This is a genomic window from Frigidibacter sp. RF13 (assembly GCF_026626305.1).
Lineage (GTDB): Bacteria > Pseudomonadota > Alphaproteobacteria > Rhodobacterales > Rhodobacteraceae > TMP-24.
Genome location: NZ_JAPNUE010000010.1, coordinates 1 through 18,138 on the forward strand (window position 1 = coordinate 1; position 18,138 = coordinate 18,138).

15 protein-coding genes and 1 riboswitch are annotated in these 18,138 nt (G+C 66.2%); of the genes, 11 read left to right on the forward strand and 4 right to left on the reverse strand.

Annotated features, from left to right (window positions below; genetic code table 11):
- Positions 1 to 148: 148 nt before the first annotated feature.
- The 4 genes from OU426_RS15420 to OU426_RS15435 are packed head-to-tail and all read right to left on the reverse strand — an operon-like array spanning position 149 to position 4,374.
- A complete protein-coding gene (locus OU426_RS15420) occupies positions 149 to 844 on the reverse strand; it encodes a thiamine ABC transporter ATP-binding protein (protein WP_267634952.1) in 696 nt (231 codons plus the stop codon).
- The gene (locus tag OU426_RS15425) at positions 831 to 2,399 is read right to left on the reverse strand and encodes an ABC transporter permease subunit (RefSeq protein WP_267634953.1); all 1,569 of its coding nucleotides are present in this window, start codon (positions 2,397 to 2,399) and stop codon (positions 831 to 833) included. Before OU426_RS15425 ends, OU426_RS15420 begins: the two co-directional genes overlap by 14 nt.
- Positions 2,375 to 3,376: a thiamine ABC transporter substrate binding subunit gene (gene thiB, locus OU426_RS15430; protein WP_267634954.1), complete on the reverse strand. Its 1,002-nt coding sequence runs from the start codon at positions 3,374 to 3,376 to the stop codon at positions 2,375 to 2,377. The genes OU426_RS15425 and thiB overlap by 25 nt, the downstream gene beginning before the upstream one ends.
- A gap of 2 nt (positions 3,377 to 3,378) precedes the next feature.
- Entirely contained in the window at positions 3,379 to 4,374 is a 996-nt protein-coding gene (locus OU426_RS15435) for a thiamine ABC transporter substrate-binding protein (protein ID WP_267634955.1), read from the reverse strand.
- A gap of 41 nt (positions 4,375 to 4,415) precedes the next feature.
- Positions 4,416 to 4,523: riboswitch (TPP riboswitch) on the reverse strand.
- Positions 4,524 to 4,635: 112 nt separating this feature from the next.
- Here OU426_RS15435 and OU426_RS15440 point away from each other — a divergent pair.
- The 11 genes from OU426_RS15440 (at position 4,636) to OU426_RS15490 (ending at position 18,057) form a co-directional block, all read left to right on the forward strand.
- On the forward strand, positions 4,636 to 5,088 hold the full coding sequence (locus tag OU426_RS15440) for a GNAT family N-acetyltransferase (protein WP_267634956.1): 453 nt from the start codon (positions 4,636 to 4,638) through the stop codon (positions 5,086 to 5,088).
- Positions 5,089 to 5,238: 150 nt separating this feature from the next.
- The gene (gene aroC, locus OU426_RS15445) at positions 5,239 to 6,339 is read left to right on the forward strand and encodes a chorismate synthase (RefSeq protein ID WP_267634958.1); all 1,101 of its coding nucleotides are present in this window, start codon (positions 5,239 to 5,241) and stop codon (positions 6,337 to 6,339) included.
- Positions 6,340 to 6,421: 82 nt separating this feature from the next.
- Complete coding sequence (gene aroA / locus OU426_RS15450; protein ID WP_267634959.1) at positions 6,422 to 7,771, forward strand: 3-phosphoshikimate 1-carboxyvinyltransferase; 1,350 nt, start codon at positions 6,422 to 6,424, stop codon at positions 7,769 to 7,771.
- Complete coding sequence (locus tag OU426_RS15455; RefSeq protein WP_267634960.1) at positions 7,768 to 8,286, forward strand: hypothetical protein; 519 nt, start codon at positions 7,768 to 7,770, stop codon at positions 8,284 to 8,286. The genes aroA and OU426_RS15455 overlap by 4 nt, the downstream gene beginning before the upstream one ends.
- On the forward strand, positions 8,283 to 8,873 hold the full coding sequence (locus OU426_RS15460; protein WP_267634962.1) for a (d)CMP kinase: 591 nt from the start codon (positions 8,283 to 8,285) through the stop codon (positions 8,871 to 8,873). Before OU426_RS15455 ends, OU426_RS15460 begins: the two co-directional genes overlap by 4 nt.
- Before the next feature lie 422 nt (positions 8,874 to 9,295).
- Positions 9,296 to 11,323 carry a dynamin family protein gene (locus OU426_RS15465; RefSeq protein WP_267634963.1) on the forward strand — a complete coding sequence of 676 codons (2,028 nt, stop codon included), beginning with the start codon at positions 9,296 to 9,298 and terminating at the stop codon, positions 11,321 to 11,323.
- Between the two features lie 13 nt (positions 11,324 to 11,336).
- Positions 11,337 to 12,938 carry a dynamin family protein gene (locus OU426_RS15470; protein ID WP_267634964.1) on the forward strand — a complete coding sequence of 534 codons (1,602 nt, stop codon included), beginning with the start codon at positions 11,337 to 11,339 and terminating at the stop codon, positions 12,936 to 12,938.
- A 63-nt stretch (positions 12,939 to 13,001) separates the two neighbouring features.
- Positions 13,002 to 13,397, forward strand: a complete 396-nt coding sequence (locus tag OU426_RS15475; protein WP_267634965.1) for a hypothetical protein — start codon at positions 13,002 to 13,004, stop codon at positions 13,395 to 13,397.
- Between the two features lie 28 nt (positions 13,398 to 13,425).
- A complete protein-coding gene (locus OU426_RS15480; RefSeq protein WP_267634967.1) occupies positions 13,426 to 14,247 on the forward strand; it encodes a hypothetical protein in 822 nt (273 codons plus the stop codon).
- Entirely contained in the window at positions 14,244 to 15,572 is a 1,329-nt protein-coding gene (locus tag OU426_RS15485) for a dynamin family protein (protein WP_267634968.1), read from the forward strand. The genes OU426_RS15480 and OU426_RS15485 overlap by 4 nt, the downstream gene beginning before the upstream one ends.
- A gap of 358 nt (positions 15,573 to 15,930) precedes the next feature.
- Entirely contained in the window at positions 15,931 to 18,057 is a 2,127-nt protein-coding gene (locus OU426_RS15490; protein WP_267634969.1) for a serine/threonine-protein kinase, read from the forward strand.
- Positions 18,058 to 18,138 lie beyond the last annotated feature (81 nt).

Genomic DNA, 18,138 nt, shown 5'->3' on the forward strand with positions numbered 1-18,138 from the left:
AAAGCGAGGAGATGTCGCCCGAGGCTGCCGTCGACCGCGTGGCGCAGATCTACGCAGGGCGCTGAGACCGGGACGGGGGGGGGCTCTGCCCCCGCACCCCCGAGGTATCTGAGCCAAGATGAAAGGGCGTCCGGTTCGGGCGCCCTTTTCACGTTCCGAGATAGGCGGCGAGGGCGGGGGGCGGCGCGGCGAAGAGGGTCGCCGTGCCCTCGGGCGGATGGGCCAGGCCATCGGCGACGAGGATGGTCTGGTGGGCGATCCGGTGCGCGTCTTTCGGATCGTGGCTGACCATCAGCACCGTTGTTGCGGTTTCGCCCGCGATTTCGGCGACGAGGTCGAGCATCTCGGCCTTTAGTGCCGGGCCGAGGGCGGCGAACGGCTCGTCGAGGAGGAGGAGCGGCCGGGCACGCAGCAACGCGCGGGCAAGGGCGGCGCGGCTTTGCTGGCCGCCGGAAAGGGTGCCGGGCTTGCGGGGGCCAAGGCCGGAGAGGCCCACCCGGTCAAGCGCGGTCGCGACGCGCGCGCGATCCTCGGTGGAGAGGCGCAGATTGGGGCGCAGGCCCAGCCCGAGATTGTCGGCGATGGTGAGATGGGGAAAAAGATTCTGGTCCTGAAAGAGGATCGACACCGGGCGCGCGCCGGGGGCAAGCGGCGCGAGGTCCCGGCCCTGCCACAGGATGCGGCCCGAGCCGGGCGGGAAGAAGCCTGCGATTGCCGAGAGGAGCGTTGATTTTCCGGCGCCGGAAGGGCCGATGATGGCGGTGATGCCGCCCGCGGGGAGGGTGAAATCGGCACTCAGGCGGAAGTCATCTTGTGCGAGTTCCAGTTTCTCAAAGGTCAGCATCGCGATCCCCCAGACGGTCGAAGAGGCGGAAGAGCCCGAAGGCGATGAGCACGAGCAGGATCGCCGCACCCGCCGCCTGATCGGTGCGGTAGGCGCCCGCGAGCACATAGACCTGCATCGGCAGCGTCGCATGCCCCGGATCGGCGAAAAGCGCCACGACCCCCAGATCGCCCGCCGACAAGGCCGCCGCCAGCCCGCCCGCGAAAGCGAGCGGCCGGCGCAGTCGCGGCAGAGCGACGCGCCGGGCCCAGTGGGCGCCGGTCACGCCGAGGCTTGCCGACAGCCGGTCGTAATCGGCGCGAAGGACAGCGAGACCGGGGAGAAGGACACGCAGGCAGAAGGGCATGGCCATCACAGCATTGACCAGCACCACCACCGGCAGGGCAAGCGCGATCGGGTCGGTGAAAGTTCGCAGAATGAGGAACAGGCCGGTGCCGACGACAAGCGGCGAGGCCGTCATCGCCAGCATCACCGCAGCGTCCGTCAGTCGCGCGGCGCGGGTGGAAAGACTGGTGATCAGGAACCCGGTCGCGACGGCCAGCGAGACGGCAATGAGCGCCGCGGCCATCGCGATGATCACAGTCCGGCCGGCGGCCATCCAGACGCTGCGCGGCAGGTCGGTGATCCAGGGCAGGCCCGAGGCCAGAACAGCCAGCATCGGTGTGGCGATGAAGAGGCCGGTTGCCGCCAAAAGCGTCGCGTCGAAGATCTGCAGGCTGCGCGATGTCCGGTCCCAGCGGTCGGCAATCCGGCCAAGCCCCGCGCCGAAGGCGGCGGGCCGCGCAACAGCAAGGCTGAGGCCTGCCGCCGCGAGCGAGAGTGCCATCTGCAGGCTCGCGAGCGCCGCCGCATGGCCGAGGTCGAACTCCAGCCGGAAGGCCTGATAGATCGCCAGCTCCAGCGTGGTGGCGCGCGGGCCGCCGCCCATCACCAGAATGACGGTGAAGCTTGTGAGGCAGACGAGGAAAATCGCGAGCGTCACGCCCGGCAGCACGGCGCGCAGCATCGGCCGTTCGATATGGCGCCAGACGTCGCGCGGGCCGAAATCCAGCGCTGCGGCCAGGCGGAAACGCTCGGAGGGCACCGAGGCCCAGCCGTTCAGCAAAAGCCTGACCGCGAAGGGCAGGTTGAGGAAGACATGGGCAAGGAGGATGCCGTCGAGGCCGTAGAGGCTGACTTTCGGCAGGCCCAGAAGGGCGAGGCCCGCGTTCAGCCAGCCCGCGCGCCCGAAGATCGCCAGAAGCCCCATCACCGCCACGATCACCGGCAGGATGAATGGGGCGCCGAGCGCAACGATCACCAGATGCCGCCCGGGGAAGTGCCGCCGTGCCAGCGCGCGGGCGACCGGCACGGCGAGGCCCGCGGAGAGAAGGGCCGAGAGGCCTGCCTGCATCACGGTGAAGCGCGCTGCCGCCCAGTCGGCCGTCGTGATACCCGACAAGGCCCCGGCGCGCGCAATGACGGCGCCGAAGGCGCCGAGGACCAGAGCCATCACGAGGCCGAGCGCGAGCGCGCCCGGCCAGCGCGGCACTATTTCGAAAGCGCCGCGCGCCATTCCTCGGTCGCCGCCTCCCGCATCTGGGCCGCCTCGGCGGCGGGAAGAAGAAGTGCCTTGTCAGGCGTCACCAGCCCGGAGAATTCGGCAGGCAGGCCGCCCTCAAGCGCCACCGCCGGATACATCCAGTTGGTTTCGGGGATAATGCTCTGGAAGGCCGGGCCGGTCATGAAGCTGAGGAATTCATCGGCCAGTGCCGGCTGATCAGTGGCAGCGACCTTGGCCGCCACCTCGATCTGCAGATAGTGGCCTTCATCGAATGCCGCCGCCGCCTTGGTGTCGTCCTTCTCGGCGAAGATATGATAGGCGGGCGAGGTGGTGTAGGACAGGACCATATCGGCCTCGCCCGACAGGAAGAGGCCATAAGCCTCGGACCAGCCCGGCGTCACGGTGACGATATTGTCGGCGAGCGCCGTCCAGACCTCTCCCGCGCGGTCGCCATAGGCGGCTTTGACCCACATCAGAAGGCCAAGCCCCGGCGAGGATGAACGCGGGTCCTGGATCGCGATCTTCACGTTGGAGGCGGCGAGCGCCTCGAAATTCGCGGGCGGTTCGGTGAGTTTGGTCTTGTCATAGACAAAGGCGAAATAGCCCCAGTCGAAGGGCACGAAGACCGGATCGTTCCAGGCGACCGGCAGGTCGAGGACGGTGCCGGTCAGGCTGTGGGCCGAAAAAAGGCCGCTCGCCTCTGCCTGTGCGGTCAGGTTGGTGTCGAGCCCGAGGACCACATCGGCCTTGGTGTCCTTGCCTTCCAGCAGAACGCGCGACAGAAGCGCGCCAGCGTCGCCGGGTGCCACATATTGCAGGTCGCAGCCGCATTCGGCCTCGAACGCCTTTTCGACCGCCGGGCCGGGCCCCCATTCAGAGGCGAAACTGTCGTAGGTATAGACGGTGAGCACCGGCTTTTCGTCGGCCAAAGCGGGCAGGGCGAGAAGCGGCAGCAGGGTGCAGGCGGCAAGATTTCGTGTGAAAGTCATCGTCATTCGCTCATGATGGAAAGCCATTCGTCGATCACGGGGCCCCGGATCATTTCGGCTTCGGTTTCGGTCAGGAACAGGGTCTTCTCGGGCCGGGCGAGGGCCGCGAATTCGGGCGGCAGGCCACCCTCGGTCATCCGCGCAGGGTAGGACCAGTTGGCGGTCGCGATCATGCCCTGGAAATCGTCGGAGAGGACATAATCGAGGAAAGCATCGGCCAGCGCGGGCTGATCGGTGGTGCCGGTCTTGGCCACCAGTTCGGCGGTGAAATAGTGCCCTTCCGGAAAGATCAGGGCGGCCTTGGTCAGGTCATGCTCGGCGATGATGTGATAGGCGGGCGAGGTGATGTAGGACAGAACCATGTCCGCCTCGCCAGAGGTGAAGAGCCCATAGGCCTCCGACCAGCCGGGCGTCACGGTCAGGACCTTTGGCTTCAGCGCGCGCCAGGCATCGCCCGAGGTGTCGCCATAGACGGCCTTGACCCAGAGCAGGAGCGCCAGGCCCGAGGGCGAACTGCGCGGGTCCTGAATCACGATCTTCAGGTCGTCGGGCGCCGTCAGAAACGCGGCGAAACTGGCAGGCGGTGTGGCAAGGCGGTTCTTGTCATAGATGAAGGCCGCCTCGCCCCAGTTGAAGGGTACGAAGACCGGATCGGTCCAGGCGATGGGCAGGGTCAGGGTGGAGAGGTCCTTGCCATGGTCGGCCAAGAGGCCGGTCGCCCGCGCCGCCGCCGTCTGGTCGGTCGTCAGGCCGATGACCACATCGGCGGGCGTCGTGTCGCCCTCAAGTCGCAGGCGTGTCAGCAGGTCGCCGGTGCGGAATTGCAGATCGCAGCCGCAGCGGCCCTCGAAGCCTTTCTCGATCTGCGGCCCCGGCCCCCATTCGGAAGCAAAATAATCCGGCGCATAGACAATCAGTTCGGGCTTGCCCTCGGCCAGCGCGCTGCTGGCCATAAGGCTACCCGCGATCATCAGGGCCGGAGACAGGATAGGTCTCATCTCTCGTCCTCCAATGGTCAGGCGGGCGGAGATGGGGGCGATCACGTGGATCCTACCTTCCCTCCGCCGGTCTTAACCGGTTCAGGTTCAACGGGTCCGCTTGCGCATCTCAGCTTCGCCTGTCCGGCGGAGCACCCCGAGGTGAGGTGCACCATAGCGGCGCGCGGCGCGACCGCAACCGGAATATGCAGCGCCTGCGCTTGCGGGTTGACCCTGGATCGTTCTGTGCGGCAGTATTTGATCAAATTCAGAGAGGTGCCCATGTCCTTCCATGTTCAGATCGCCACCGCGGCAGATGCTCAACTTGTCGGCGAGCTCGTCGCTCGGCTGATCGAGGAGCTTTCGGGGGGCGAGAAGGTGGATCGCGAAGCAATGACCGCGACGGCGCTTTCGTTACTGGCTGCGAATTCTGTTATTGGGCTTGTGGCTATGGAGGGTGGCCAAGCGCTGGGACTGCTGATGCTGAACGAATGCGCGGCGATCTATGCGGGCGGGCGGTTCGGCGAGATTACAGAGCTATATGTCATGCCGGAGCGACGTTCGTCGGGTGTCGCGGCGCGACTGGTGACGGCGGCGGCCGATCTCGGCCGCGACCGGGGCTGGAAGCGGATCGAGGTTGGCGCGCCGGAACTGCCCGCCTGGGCGCGGACCAAGGCCTTCTACGAACGCGAGGGGTTCACCGAGGTCGGGCCACGGCTGAAGCGGATGCTGTAGCCCTCGCGCGAGGAGTGACGAAGTCATCGACGAGCCGCTCCGCAAGACAGGGCTCCTCGGGCGCCTTCGGCTTCTCGTCGAATGGGCCTTTCGCTGCTTGAGTGAGGGGCCACGCTCCTTTATGCCGCTTTCCAAGGACAGGAGAAGCCCATGAGCCTCAACACCTTCGGTCATCTCTTCCGCGTCACCACCTGGGGCGAAAGCCACGGGCCCGCGCTGGGCGCGACGGTCGATGGCTGCCCGCCGGGGGTCGAGCTGGCCGAGCCGATGATCCAGCACTGGCTCGACCGCCGCAAACCCGGCCAGAACAAATATACGACCCAGCGGCGCGAGCCCGACGAAGTCAGAATCCTTTCCGGCGTCTACGAAGGCCGCACCACCGGCACGCCGATCCAGCTGATGATCGAGAATACCGACCAGCGCTCGAAGGATTACGGCGACATCGCCGCAAGCTTCCGGCCCGGTCATGCCGACATCACCTACTGGCAGAAATACGGCATCCGCGACCCGCGCGGCGGCGGCCGGTCTTCGGCGCGCGAAACCGCGGCACGGGTGGCGGCGGGCGGCGTGGCGCGCGAGGTGCTGAAGCGATTGGCGCCGGGGGTCGAGATCCAGGGCTATATGGTGCAGATGGGGCGCCTGAAGGCTGACCGCGACCGGTTCGACATGGCCGAGATCGAACAGAATCCGTTTTGGTGCCCCGACGCCAGCGCGGCCGCGATCTGGGCTGCGCATCTTGATGAGCTGCGCAAGGATGGCAATTCCGTCGGCGCCGTCGTCGAAGTGGTGGCCCGCAATGTACCGCCGGGCTTGGGCGCGCCGATCTATGGCAAACTCGACGCCGATCTTGCGTCGGCGATGATGTCGATCAACGCGGTCAAGGGCGTCGAGATCGGCGCGGGTATGGCGGCGGCGGAACTGACCGGGGTCGAGAATGCCGACGAGATACGGATGGGGGGAGAGGGCCATAGCTTCCAGTCGAACCATGCGGGCGGTATCCTTGGCGGTATCTCGACCGGGCAGGATGTGACCTGCCGCTTCGCCGTCAAGCCCACCTCCTCGATCCTCACCCCGCGCCGTACGGTAACGCGCGGCGGCGAGGAGACCGACCTTATCACCAAGGGGCGGCACGACCCCTGCGTCGGCATCCGCGCCGTGCCGGTGGGCGAGGCGATGATGGCCTGTGTGATCCTCGACCATATCCTGCTCGACCGCGCCCAGACCGGCGGCGAACGCGGCAGGATCGGCTAAGAACTAGCAACGCGCCCGCACGGGCATGGACCCCGGCAGTGACCTGCGCTATCAGCGCCGGGGTCTTGAGAGGGAGAATTTCATGTCCGGCCACGGCACCGCCATTCCGATGACCGCCCGCAAGTCCGGGCCGCTCAAGGGCCGGGCCGAGGTACCGGGCGACAAGTCGATCTCGCACCGCTCTCTAATCCTTGGCGCGATGGCGGTGGGTGAGACGAAAGTCACCGGGCTGCTGGAGGGGCAGGACGTGCTCGACACGGCCGCGGCGATGCGCGCCTTTGGCGCCGAGGTCACGCAGCATGGGCCGGGCGACTGGTCGGTCTGGGGTGTCGGTGTCGGCGGGTTCCGTGAACCGGAACAGGTGATCGACTGCGGCAATTCCGGCACCGGCGTGCGGTTGATCATGGGTTGCATGGCGACATCGCCCATCACCGCGACCTTCACCGGGGACGCGAGCCTCAGGAAGCGCCCGATGGGCCGCGTCACCGATCCCTTGGCGCTGTTCGGCGCGCAGGCCTACGGGCGGCAGGGCGGACGCTTGCCGATGACGATCATCGGCGCGAAGGACCCGATGCCGGTGACCTACACCGTGCCGATGCCGTCGGCGCAGGTAAAATCTGCCGTGCTGCTCGCGGGCCTCAATACCCCCGGCCAGACCGTGGTGATCGAAAAAGAACCTACACGCGACCATTCTGAGCGGATGTTGCGCGGTTTCGGCGCCGACCTGACGGTCGAAAACGCGCCTGAAGGCCGCATCATCATCCTGACTGGCCAGCCAGAACTGAAGCCGCAGACCGTCGCCGTGCCGCGCGACCCCTCGTCGGCGGCCTTCCCGGTCTGCGCGGCACTGATCGTCGAAGGCTCCGACATCCTCGTTCCCGGCGTCAGCCAGAACCCCACGCGCAATGGCCTATATACGACGCTTGTCGAAATGGGCGCCGACATCGACTTCCAGAACCCGCGCGAGGAAGGCGGAGAGCCGGTCGCCGACCTGCGGGTCCGGTTTTCCTCGCTCAAGGGCATCGAAGTGCCGGAAGAGCGCGCGGCAAGCATGATCGACGAATATCCGATCCTCTCGGTCGTCGCGGCCTGCGCCGAGGGCACGACCATCATGCGCGGCATCAAGGAGCTGCGCGTCAAGGAAAGCGACCGGATCGACGCGATGGCGCGCGGGCTCGAGGCCTGTGGCGTGAAGATCGAGGAGGATGAGGATACGCTCATCGTCCACGGGATGGGTGCGGGCGGCGTGCCGGGCGGCGCGACGGCGAAGACCCATATCGACCACCGGATCGCCATGTCATTCCTGGTTCTGGGCCTCGCCTCGCAAAAGCCGGTCTCGGTCGATGACGGCTCGCCCATCGCGACGTCCTTCCCGGTCTTCGAGGACCTGATGGCGGGCCTTGGCGCCCGGATCGAGCGGGCGAACAAGTGACGGGCAGGCGGGCAGCCTTCTGGCTTCTGGCCGGGACAACGCTCGCCGTCTATCTGACGATGCTTTTCTGGTCTTTGCCGCGCCTTGACATGGGAGAGGCGGGCCGCGCCTTCGACCTCAGGCCGTTCGGCTATGGCCCGGACGAGACGCGCGCCTATCTTGGCGCCTTGGGCGAGGCAGGGCGCGCCTTCTACCGCGATGTGCAGCAAGGACTCGATCTTCTCTTCCCCGCGCTGCTGGCGCTGACGCTGGCCATCGCCTTCCGTGCTCTTGCACCGGCGAAAGTGGCGCGCTGGCTCGCCGCGCTCGCCCTTCTGGCGGCGGCTTGCGACTATCTGGAAAACCACGCGGTCCGGGCGATGCTGGCCCTGCCACCCGAGGCCGTGAGCGATGCGATGGTGATTTGGGCAAGAGGCTGGACCATGACAAAGTCGGCCCTCGGCGCGCTGGCACTGACAGCCGCCCTTGTACTGGCAGTTTCGCGCCTCAGAGGGCGGGTCAGAGTGCAGCCATGATATTCACCGTGGCCATCGACGGGCCGGCGGCGGCGGGCAAGGGCACGATCGGGCGGGCCATCGCGCGGGAGTTTGGCTTTGCCCATCTCGATACCGGGCTTCTTTACCGTGCCGTCGGCATGAAGGGTGGCGATCCGGTCGCCGCCGCGCGGTCGCTGAACGAGGAAGATATGGCGCGCGACGACCTTCGCACGCTTGCGGCCGGGCAGGCGGCAAGCCGCGTGGCGGTTCTGCCCGAAGTCCGCGCGGCGCTCGTCGCCTATCAGCGCGCCTTCGCGCGCCGCGAAGGCGGCGCGGTGCTGGACGGGCGCGACATCGGCACTGTCATCTGCCCAGGGGCTGAGGTTAAACTCTTCGTCACCGCGAGCGCCGAGGTGCGCGCCCATCGTCGCTGGCTGGAGGTGGGCGGCGACGAGGCCAAGGTGCTCGCCGAGGTGCGTGAACGCGACGAGCGCGACCGGAACCGTACAGCCTCCCCCATGGTGGCGGCCGTCGACGCGGTGACGTTCGACACGTCCGACATGAAGATTGACGAGGCGGTCGAGCGGGCCTGCGCCCTCGTCCGGGGGCGACTGAAAGACCTGTGAGCGCTAACCCGGCGCAGATAAGAATCGGTCAGGCGGCCGTCGCGACGGGGCAGCACTGAACATGTGCGGAGACCCGCCCCGGGCGCCCTTGAAGGCGCAAATTTCGGCGGAGCTTCGCTTGAAACCCCTTGTTTTCCCGGCTGCGCGGATCGGCCGTTCTTCGGGCGCCATCTTGGTGACCCGTTCTCGCCACAATCCTGTGCTTTCAAATCGTTAACTGTCTGCCTGATCGGGTGGTGACCGGCGCCGAATACGCAACAGTTGGCGAGACTGCTCGCAAGCGACCCAGGCGCGGAACCCGCGCCACGGTCAGGGAGCAAGCGGTGCGCGGAAGGGGCCGGTTCCGATCGGGTGTGATGTTGGGTTGATCGCCGGGGCCTTGGCCCTGCGGCGTTGGGTAGGAAGAAGGGGCATACGCTCAGATGGTGAAGAACGCACGTTTTCTGTCTGCAGGGAATGCGGCTGTCGCGGGCCAGATGGGGGCCCTGTCCGACCTTTCCAAGAAGCTTGGCGAACTGGCCGAGGTCAGCGACCGGCGCACCGCCTCTCGCGTGACCTCGCTGCAGGCGCGGCTTGAAGAGTTTGCGGCGAAGGTGACCTTCGTCGGTCAGGTGAAGGCGGGTAAGTCCGCCCTGACCAACGTCCTTTCCGGCCAACCGGGCCTTCTGCCTTCGGACGTCAACCCCTGGACCTCGGTCGTCACGACGCTGATGATCAACAACCGCAACCCGTCCGACCCCAATGGCGAGGCGGATGTGAAGGCGCGCTTCACCTTCTTCGATCAGGATGAATGGGACAAGCTGGTGATCGGCGGCGGGCGGCTGGGAGAACTTGCCGAACGCGCCGGATCGACGGACGAAATGGCCACGATCCAGAAACAGGTCGAGGCGATGCGCGCCGCGACCGAGAAGCGTCTGGGCAAGCATTTCCAGTTCCTGCTCGGGCAGAGCCATTCCTACGGCTATGTCGATACCGAACTGGTGGAACGCTATGTCTGCCTTGGCGACGCCCCCGAAATTCAGGACGCGAATGCCAAGACCGGCCGTTTCGCCGACGTGACCAAATCGGCCGAGATTTATCTGGATGTTCCCGCCTACGGCATGCCGCTGCAGCTGTGCGACACGCCCGGCGTGAACGACACCTTCCTGATGCGCGAGCAGATCACCATCCGTGCGCTGCGCGGGTCGGAACTGTGCGTCGTTGTCCTGTCGGCTCATCAGGCGCTGACGACCTCGGACATGGCGCTTCTGCGCATCATCTCCAACCTCGACAAGCGGCAGATCATTATTTTCGTCAACCGGATCGACGAATTGCAGAACCCGGCCGAGCAAGTGCCGGAGATCCGCGACGGCATCGTCCGCACACTGACGCAGGCCCGGATCGACGGCGATGTCGCGCTGGTCTTCGGCAGCGCGAAATGGGGCGAGGCGGCGCTGATGGGCACGGTTGAGGACCTGCCCGAGGACAGCCTGAAGGCGCTGGAAAGCTTCGTCGAGGCCAACCACGACCTCGTCTGCGACACCGACGACGAGACAACCTGGAACGCCTCGGGCCTGCCCGCGCTTTTGCAGGCCATCGGCGAGCGGGTCAGCGAGGGCAGCGCCCAGCGACTGCATCAGAAGATCAGTCGCAGCGTCCGCAACCTGACGCATGAAGCACGCGCGACTTTGGTCGCGAGCCGCACGCGGGCCGCGGAGCCGAGCGTCGTGCCGAGCTTCGAAGGCTCTGATCCGAAGGCCGCGATCGACGATATCGCCCAGCGCTTCGGGCAGGAGATCGACAAGTTGATCAAGGACCTGTCCGACGATTTGCACGACCGTCTCGACAAGGCACAGTCCGGCTTCATCAAGCGCGCGACGGATTCGCTTATCCAGCATCTGCAGGAAAACGGCGAGCAGGGCACCTGGAGCTACGATCCGGCGGGCCTGCGCGTTCTGCAGCGGGCGGCCTATACGAACTTCGCCCGTTCGGTTCGGTCGAAGGTGACCAAGGTCTTTGACGAGGCCGCGAAGAATACCGAAGCTGTCTATCAGGCGGTGATCGGCGAAGGGCTCGACGATTTCCAGATCGCGGCGCCGCTGCCGCCCGACGTGCCGCCGCCAGTGGGCCTTGGCCGCACCATCGCGCTCGACCTCCATTCGAACTGGTGGCGCAGCTGGTGGAAGAAGCGGCGCGGCATCGAAAGTTTTGCCAGCGACTATGTGCATCTGATCAAGGCCGAAGCCCAGTCGATGACCGAAGAGTTGGAGTCGGGTCAGGCCCAGCAGGTGCTGGAAAAGATCCGCATGACCTACACGTCCTTTGCCAGCGAGCAGCAGGAAAACATCATGCGGCTGATGCAGGGCGAAACTCCGGCCGCGCCTTCGCCGCAGGCCGCGGCGACAACACCGGATGACCGGTTGAACCGCCTGGGCGAGATCCTGCGCGATCTCGGCGCAGAGGCGGCGTGAAAAAGAGGCAGACATGAACGAGACATCTCTCATCCGTCCGACCGAAGAGGCACAACCGGCGCCGACACGCCTGCCGGGACCGCCGCGTCTTGGCCTGATGGGAGAGTTCAGCGCGGGCAAGACGACGCTCATCAATTTCCTTCTGGGCGACGAGGTGCTGCCGACGCGTGTCACCGCCACCCAGATGCCGCCGGTCTGGCTGAGCTACGGGCCGCGCGCCGCGCACTATGTCACCACCGACGGCGAGCGCCGGGACATCGACTTTGAAGAGATCGGCGCGGTCGAGGTGGAAGGCGTGCGCTATGTGAAGATTACCTGTGAGGCCGAGATCCTGCATGATTTCGACCTGATCGACACGCCCGGCATTTCCGACCCGAACATCCCCGATGCCTACCGGCAGGCGGTCATCGACTTCGTCGATGGCGTGATCTGGTGCACCCACGCACCGCAGGCCTGGCGCGAAAGCGAGCGTTCCGCCTGGGTGGCGATGCCGGACCGGCTGTTCGCGTCGAGCATCCTGCTGGCCACGCGGTCCGACAAGCTGGCCGACAAAGATCGTGCCCGGGTCGAGGCGCGGCTGCGCCACGAGGCGGGAAGCCTTTTCGGCGAGATCATCATGTTCTCGACCATGGATGCGATCCGCGCCTGCGAGATGGAAGGCGGCGAGGCGCTTTTCGCCGCGAGCGGCGCGGAGCGGCTTGTTGCCGCGCTGCACGAGGTCGCGAACGGCATCGCGGGCTCTGCCGCTGTCGCGCCCGAACCAGAACCGGCTTCGGCCGTCATCGTTCCCCTGCCGCCCGCCTCGGTCCGGCCCGCCCGAGTCAGTCGCGCCGCAGGCAGCGAACGTCAGAGACTGAGCCCCGAGGCGGCGGGTGCGATGGAGCACGACCTGCGCGGCCCGGCGGTGGAGCCCACGCCGATCCGCCGCAGACCGGAACCTGCCGCGGTCGCGCCCGAGGCTGATGTGGAGGAAAGCGCGGCGCCCGAGGTGTTGGCTGAAGATGCCGGGATCGAGGTTGCGGCTGCGCCCGAGATGGATGCCGATGAAGCGGCCACCGATATCGCGGATGTCGGCGGCGCGGAGGAGGTATCTGACGAAAGCCTCACTGCTGATCAGGATATCGCGGCACAGGAAGAGGCAGAGGAGCTCGCACTCGCCGAAGCGATCGAACTCGACATGCCGGAAGAGGTCGAGGCTGTCGAACCCGCCCCGCTGCCGGTGGCAGAGACCGTTATCGATGCGGCAGAGGGTGAAGAGGATGTTCTCGACCTCAGCGCGTTCCGGATCGACGACGAGAACGAGGGCGACGCGCCTGCGATAGAAGAAGCCGAAGAGCCAAGCGATGTCGATGTAGGGGCTTTCTCGGCGCTTCTGGCCGACATCGGCCGCTCGGTCGAGGCGCATGAGGTGACCGTCGCGCCGGAGCACTTGCCAGGGTCAACATCGCCGCCGCTCAGCGTCCGTGCGATCTGGGAAGAGATCGCGGGCCGCGACGATGTGGTCACCACCACCGATCTTATCGTCGCGATCGGCGATCTGCTGGAGCGGCTCGAACGCGAGGGCCGGATCGCCGCGCCGCAAGGCGCGATGGATTTCGGTCGCGGCGAGGGGTAAGGTCGGGACCGGCGCCGCCCGAAACGGGCGAGCGCGCCGACCCATTCAGTCGCCGGGGGGCAGATGTCACTGAAACAAGCGCTCGACCAGGGCCTCGCGTCTGTGCCCGGCTGCCGGACCATCTGCTATGTCGATATGGCCTCGGGCCTCGTGCTCGGCTCCGCCAGCCAGACCCGCGTACGTCAGGAGCAGTTCGACCGGCTGGCAAGCGCCGCGAATGCGCTTTTGCACCATCCGGCCCTTACACAGCTCCGGGCCCGTCTCGGCGGCACGGCGAGTACGGGCGGCGGCGGGCTTGATCAGCTTGCAATTGCGCGGCCAGACGAGCTGATCGTTCTGGCGCGCTCCCCGGCTTACCCCGAGCATGCTTTGTGCTATGTCTGTGGCAGCGATGCGGACCCGGCCGAGGTTGACCGCGGGGTCGCGGAACACAAGAATAAGCTCGCCGACCTGATCTGAGAGCGGGTGAGGCGAGAAGCGGGGCGACGTGGGACTTCCGGACGACATCATGACCCTTCTGGCGCGGATCGAACCGATCGCCGCTGAAGGGGCGCAGCGCAGCTTGCCGGATACGGGCCGCGACGCCCGGCTGCGTGTTATCGTCGGGATGATCGCCGACACGGTGCTGCCCCGGAACCTGGTCTTTTCGGCCGCGCAGGACATGAGCTGCACCCTTACTGTGGCCAGCGGCCGGTTGATGCGCATGTCGGTCACCACGCCCGATGGCCATCAGGTGCTGAGCGCAGCAGCGGGGTCGACGCGAGACGACCAGCTCGCGGTCCTCTGCGAGGCACTTGCCGGTCTGGCCGAGGTCGAGGGTCCGCTGGGGCTTGATCGCCATCCGCTGGCCGAAGAGGTCGCCGCCGATGATGTCGGCCATGGCGCGGGCGAGATCCGCGACCTGATGGAGACGGTCAACTGGTTTGCCGAAGAGGTTGAGTTTCGCCACCTGGCCTATGAGGGGGCGGGGGCGGCCTTCCATGCCGCGGCGCATCCGTTCACGCTGGCGCAGACCCTGATGTCGCCGGATGGCGCGCGGATCGACGCCACCGGCGCCGAGGCCTATCAGCTTTCGCAGGCGGACGGCGAGGCGCTGGCGTCAGCTCTTGCCGCGCTGCCCGACGACGTGCGCGCGCTGCTCGGCCCTCGGGCGGCAATCGCGCTGCCGGGCGCGGCGCGTGGTGATCGCGGCCTTGTCATCGCGGTCAGCCCTGACGATCTGGCGGTGAATGTTGGCGAGGGCGAAGACCTGCACGAGCTTCTTCGCCGCTGGTTGCAGGCCGAAAAGGCCGGGGGGCCCGAAAAATGAGCGCCTTTCCCTCGGCAGAAGCCGAACTTCGCGAGGTCAACCGTTTCCTTGAGATGTTCGCGGCGCTCGACCCCGCGCCGAGTGCTGTGTTCGACCAGGCGCTCGACCATGCCCATGCCTACAAGACCCGGCTGGAAACGCCGGTCAGGATCGCCTTCACCGGCAAGAGCCTTGCGGGCAAGTCGAGCCTGATCAACCTGCTCATAGGCGAAAAGGTCCTGCCGACCGGCAAGGCTTCGGTCGGCTCCGTGACGGTTATGGTGCGGCATTCGCTGATTGAACGCACGACCGCCAGCTGGTGGGACCGGCCGAGCGTCGAGCTGCCCGGACGCGCGCTGGCCCAGGCGGCGGAACTTGGCCCCGATATCATCACGCTCGATATCACCTGCGAACCGCTCGAGGGCCTGTCGCTGATCGATATCGTCAGTTTCGATGATGCGGAGTCGAGCAAGCGCGCAGTCTTCTCGCTGATGCGTCTCGCTGACGTGATGCTCTGGTGTAGCCGGGCCGAAAATCCGATGATCAAGGCCGACAGCGAGAGCTGGCGAATGATCCCCGGGCGTCTCATCCGCAACAGCATGCTGATCCTGACCCATGCCGAAGATGTCGACGAAGCGGGCATTGCGGCCGCGAAGGAAAAGCTGACACCCGACCGGTTGCGCAGCTTTCGCGACGTGATCCCGGTTTCCACCAAGGTGGCGATGCTGGCCCTTTCCAACCCGGGGCCGAATTTCGAAGAGCTCTGGTCGGTCAGTGGCGCCCAGCAGCTGGTGGAATCGGTCATCGCCGCGGCGGTCGAACTGCGCGAAGCCGAAATCGAGAAGATCCGGCGCGGCCTTGCACAGTTCATTCAGCCTGCGCAGGCGGAGCTTGATGCGCTGGCCCGCACCTCTGCCACGACTCCGGCGCCCACCAGCGACCCCGTTGTACCGCCTGCGGCAGTGCCGGTCGTGCCGGCGCCGACGCCGATTGGCACTGCTACGCAGGCAGCGGATGCGCAGCTCCTCGACAAGTTGCGGCAAGACTGGTTTGCGCGCGCCAGATCGCTGCTGGATCGGGCGCGCGACGGTGACTACGGCGATCCTGCGGAGTTCGTGATGGCCGCGCAGGAAGAGGTGGACGGCTTCCGTGACCGGCTATCGGACGCCGAAGGTCAGCTGGCCGAATCGGATGAGCTGATCGCTGAGTGCGAGAAGGCGAACGACATTTTGATCCTTCTGCAGTTCGAAAGCGCCGATAGCGCCGCTCTCGACGCCGCACGGATCGTTGTTCAGCTAAGCGAAGGCATCGATCACCTGTGCCCCGCGGGGCAGAAGGCTGCCTGAGAGTATAACCGGCTGGAAAAGCTCGACTTTCGGCGCTGCAACCTAGGGTTCGGCGTCTCCGGGTCAGTTCTATCTTACGCATGTACGATTTTTACGGCCTGTCAACTGTCATCAGGCGATTCATCCTGTCTGGGAAACAAAGACCCGAAAATGCCCCGATTCATGCGGAACCTTTATAATTCCTCCTCCCCGCCCCATTTTCGCCGCCATCCATAACGATTCCCTTTCCTTGTAATTGGTTCGTACGTGTGGACGATGGTGGTGGGTAGTCGCTCGTGGAGCGCGCAGTGACGCGCTGAACCGGTCCCCTCATCTTCCGTTGCTCGGACGAGATCGCTCCTGCGGGAAGGGGATGAAGATGGGACAACAAAAGGTTGTGGAGCCGATGGCCGATGACGTGATGAGCGTCATGGACGAGCTCCAGCCCGGGACGAAGCTCCTGAAAGGTCAGTACACGATTTCGCGCTTCCTCAACAACGGCGGCTTCGGGATCACCTATCTGGCAAAAGACAGCCTCAACCGCGACGTCGTGATCAAGGAATGCTTCCCCAACGCCTTCTGCCGCCGGTCGAAGACCGTGGTCGCCGCCCGCTCGCGCGCCCATCAGGCCGAACTGCGTTCGGTCGTGCAGCTTTTCGTCCGCGAGGCGCACAGCCTGGCGAAGATGGTCCATCCCAATATCGTCGCTGTCCATCAGGTGTTCGAGGATAACGGCACCGCCTATATGGCAATCGACTACATCCAGGGGCGCGACCTTCTGGAGGTGATCGAGGACAAGAGCACGACGCTCTCGCCCGCCGAGATCGTGAACATCACCGAAAAGATGCTGTCGGCGGTGGGTTTCATCCACGAAAGCGACATGCTTCACCGCGACATCTCGCCCGACAATATCCTGATCAACAAGAAGGGCGAACCGATCCTCATCGACTTCGGCGCGGCACGCGAACAGGCGTCGCGCAAGAGCCGGGCGCTGACTGCGCTGCGCGTGGTCAAGGATGGCTATTCGCCGCAGGAATTCTACATCGCCGGGTCCGAACAGGGGCCGTGGAGCGACCTCTACGCGCTGGGCGCCACGCTTTACCATGCGATCTCCGGTGAGGCGCCGATCAACGGCCAGGCCCGTCTGGCCGCATTGGCCGAGAACCGGCCCGACCCCTATCAGCCGCTCGCTGGCCGTGTCGCGGGCTATCCGGCGGGCTTCCTGGAAGCGATCGACCGGGTGATGAACACGATCCCGAAGAACCGCCTGCAATCCGCGCAGGACTGGCTGGCGATGTTCAAGGACGGCGTGATGCCGGTACCGGTCAATGACGATGCGCTGCAAGAGGCGGTCGCCCATATGATCGCTGAAACCGCGCAGATTGCGGACGAGCCGGCCGCCGAGGTGGTGCCCGCCGCGCCAGCGGCAGCCGTGAAGCCAAAGGCGCAGTTCGCCCCGCTGCCGGATGTCGACGCACCGGTGGCGGCCAAGGGTGGCCGCAAGCTCGGCGTGCCGGTGATAGGCGCAGTTGCAGCCGTCGTGGTGGTCGCAGGTCTCGCCATCACCTTCTCGGGCGGTTCGTCGGACACGGCGACGACCGAGCCCGCCGCTGCCAGCGCGCCGACCGAAACGGCCGCGGCCCCCGCCGCTGCGACGACCGAACCGGCTGCGCCCGAAGCGACGGCGGAACCCGCCCCGGCCACGACGGCGGGTGAGGAAACAGCGCAAGCGGCGCCCACAGACGCGGCGCCCTCAGCAACCGAAACGACCGAGACCCCGGCCGAAGAGCCCACTGCTTCCGCACCTGAGGCCGCAGCAGAAGCCGCACCTCAGACCGAGACGGCAGAGGCTGCTGCGCCCGTCATCGAAACGCCCGCCGCGCCGGTCACCGGGCCGGTTGCGGAAAACCAGATCGCCTTCGCGGCCTGGGACGTTCGCATGCCCTTCTCCGAGAGCATGCGCACCGTCGACGGCAAGCGCGTCGCGGTTGTCTCGCGGATCGACCCTGCGGCAGACCTCAGCGTCGTCGGAAGCTGGCTGAAGCCCGGCGTGACGCTCTATGGCATCAACGACGTCGCTTTCGAGAACGGCGGCACCACCGCAGGCATGGTGCTGAACAACCTCCACGTCGATCCTGACGGCTATTCGCGCGTCGGCGTCACTTACAAGACCGCCTCGGGCGACGAGCAAAGCGGGCTTCTGGCGGTGCCGACCGTGCGGATCGTGAGCCTTGCGAACGGGATGAACGTCTCTGCCGCCTTTGCCGACGGCAAATGGCAGACGATCGTCCAGACGGTTCCCGCAGGCGGCCTTGGTTCGGTGCAGCCCGGAGACGTTCTCTTCCGCGACAAGACCACCGGCATCGCCATCGACGGGCCGGAAACGATCGAGTTGGTGATGGCCGAACTGGCCAAGCAGAAGATCGCCGTGACCGAGTTTTCGGTGGTTCGCGACAGCGGAGTGGAAACCGCCGAGGTTCCGCTGGCGCTCGAGGCCGCTCAGTAATCGCACGGTAGTCCGCTTGTCGGGCGGGCGACCGTCACAATCAACGAAAAAGCACGACGGCTCTGCGCCGCTCGTAAGAAT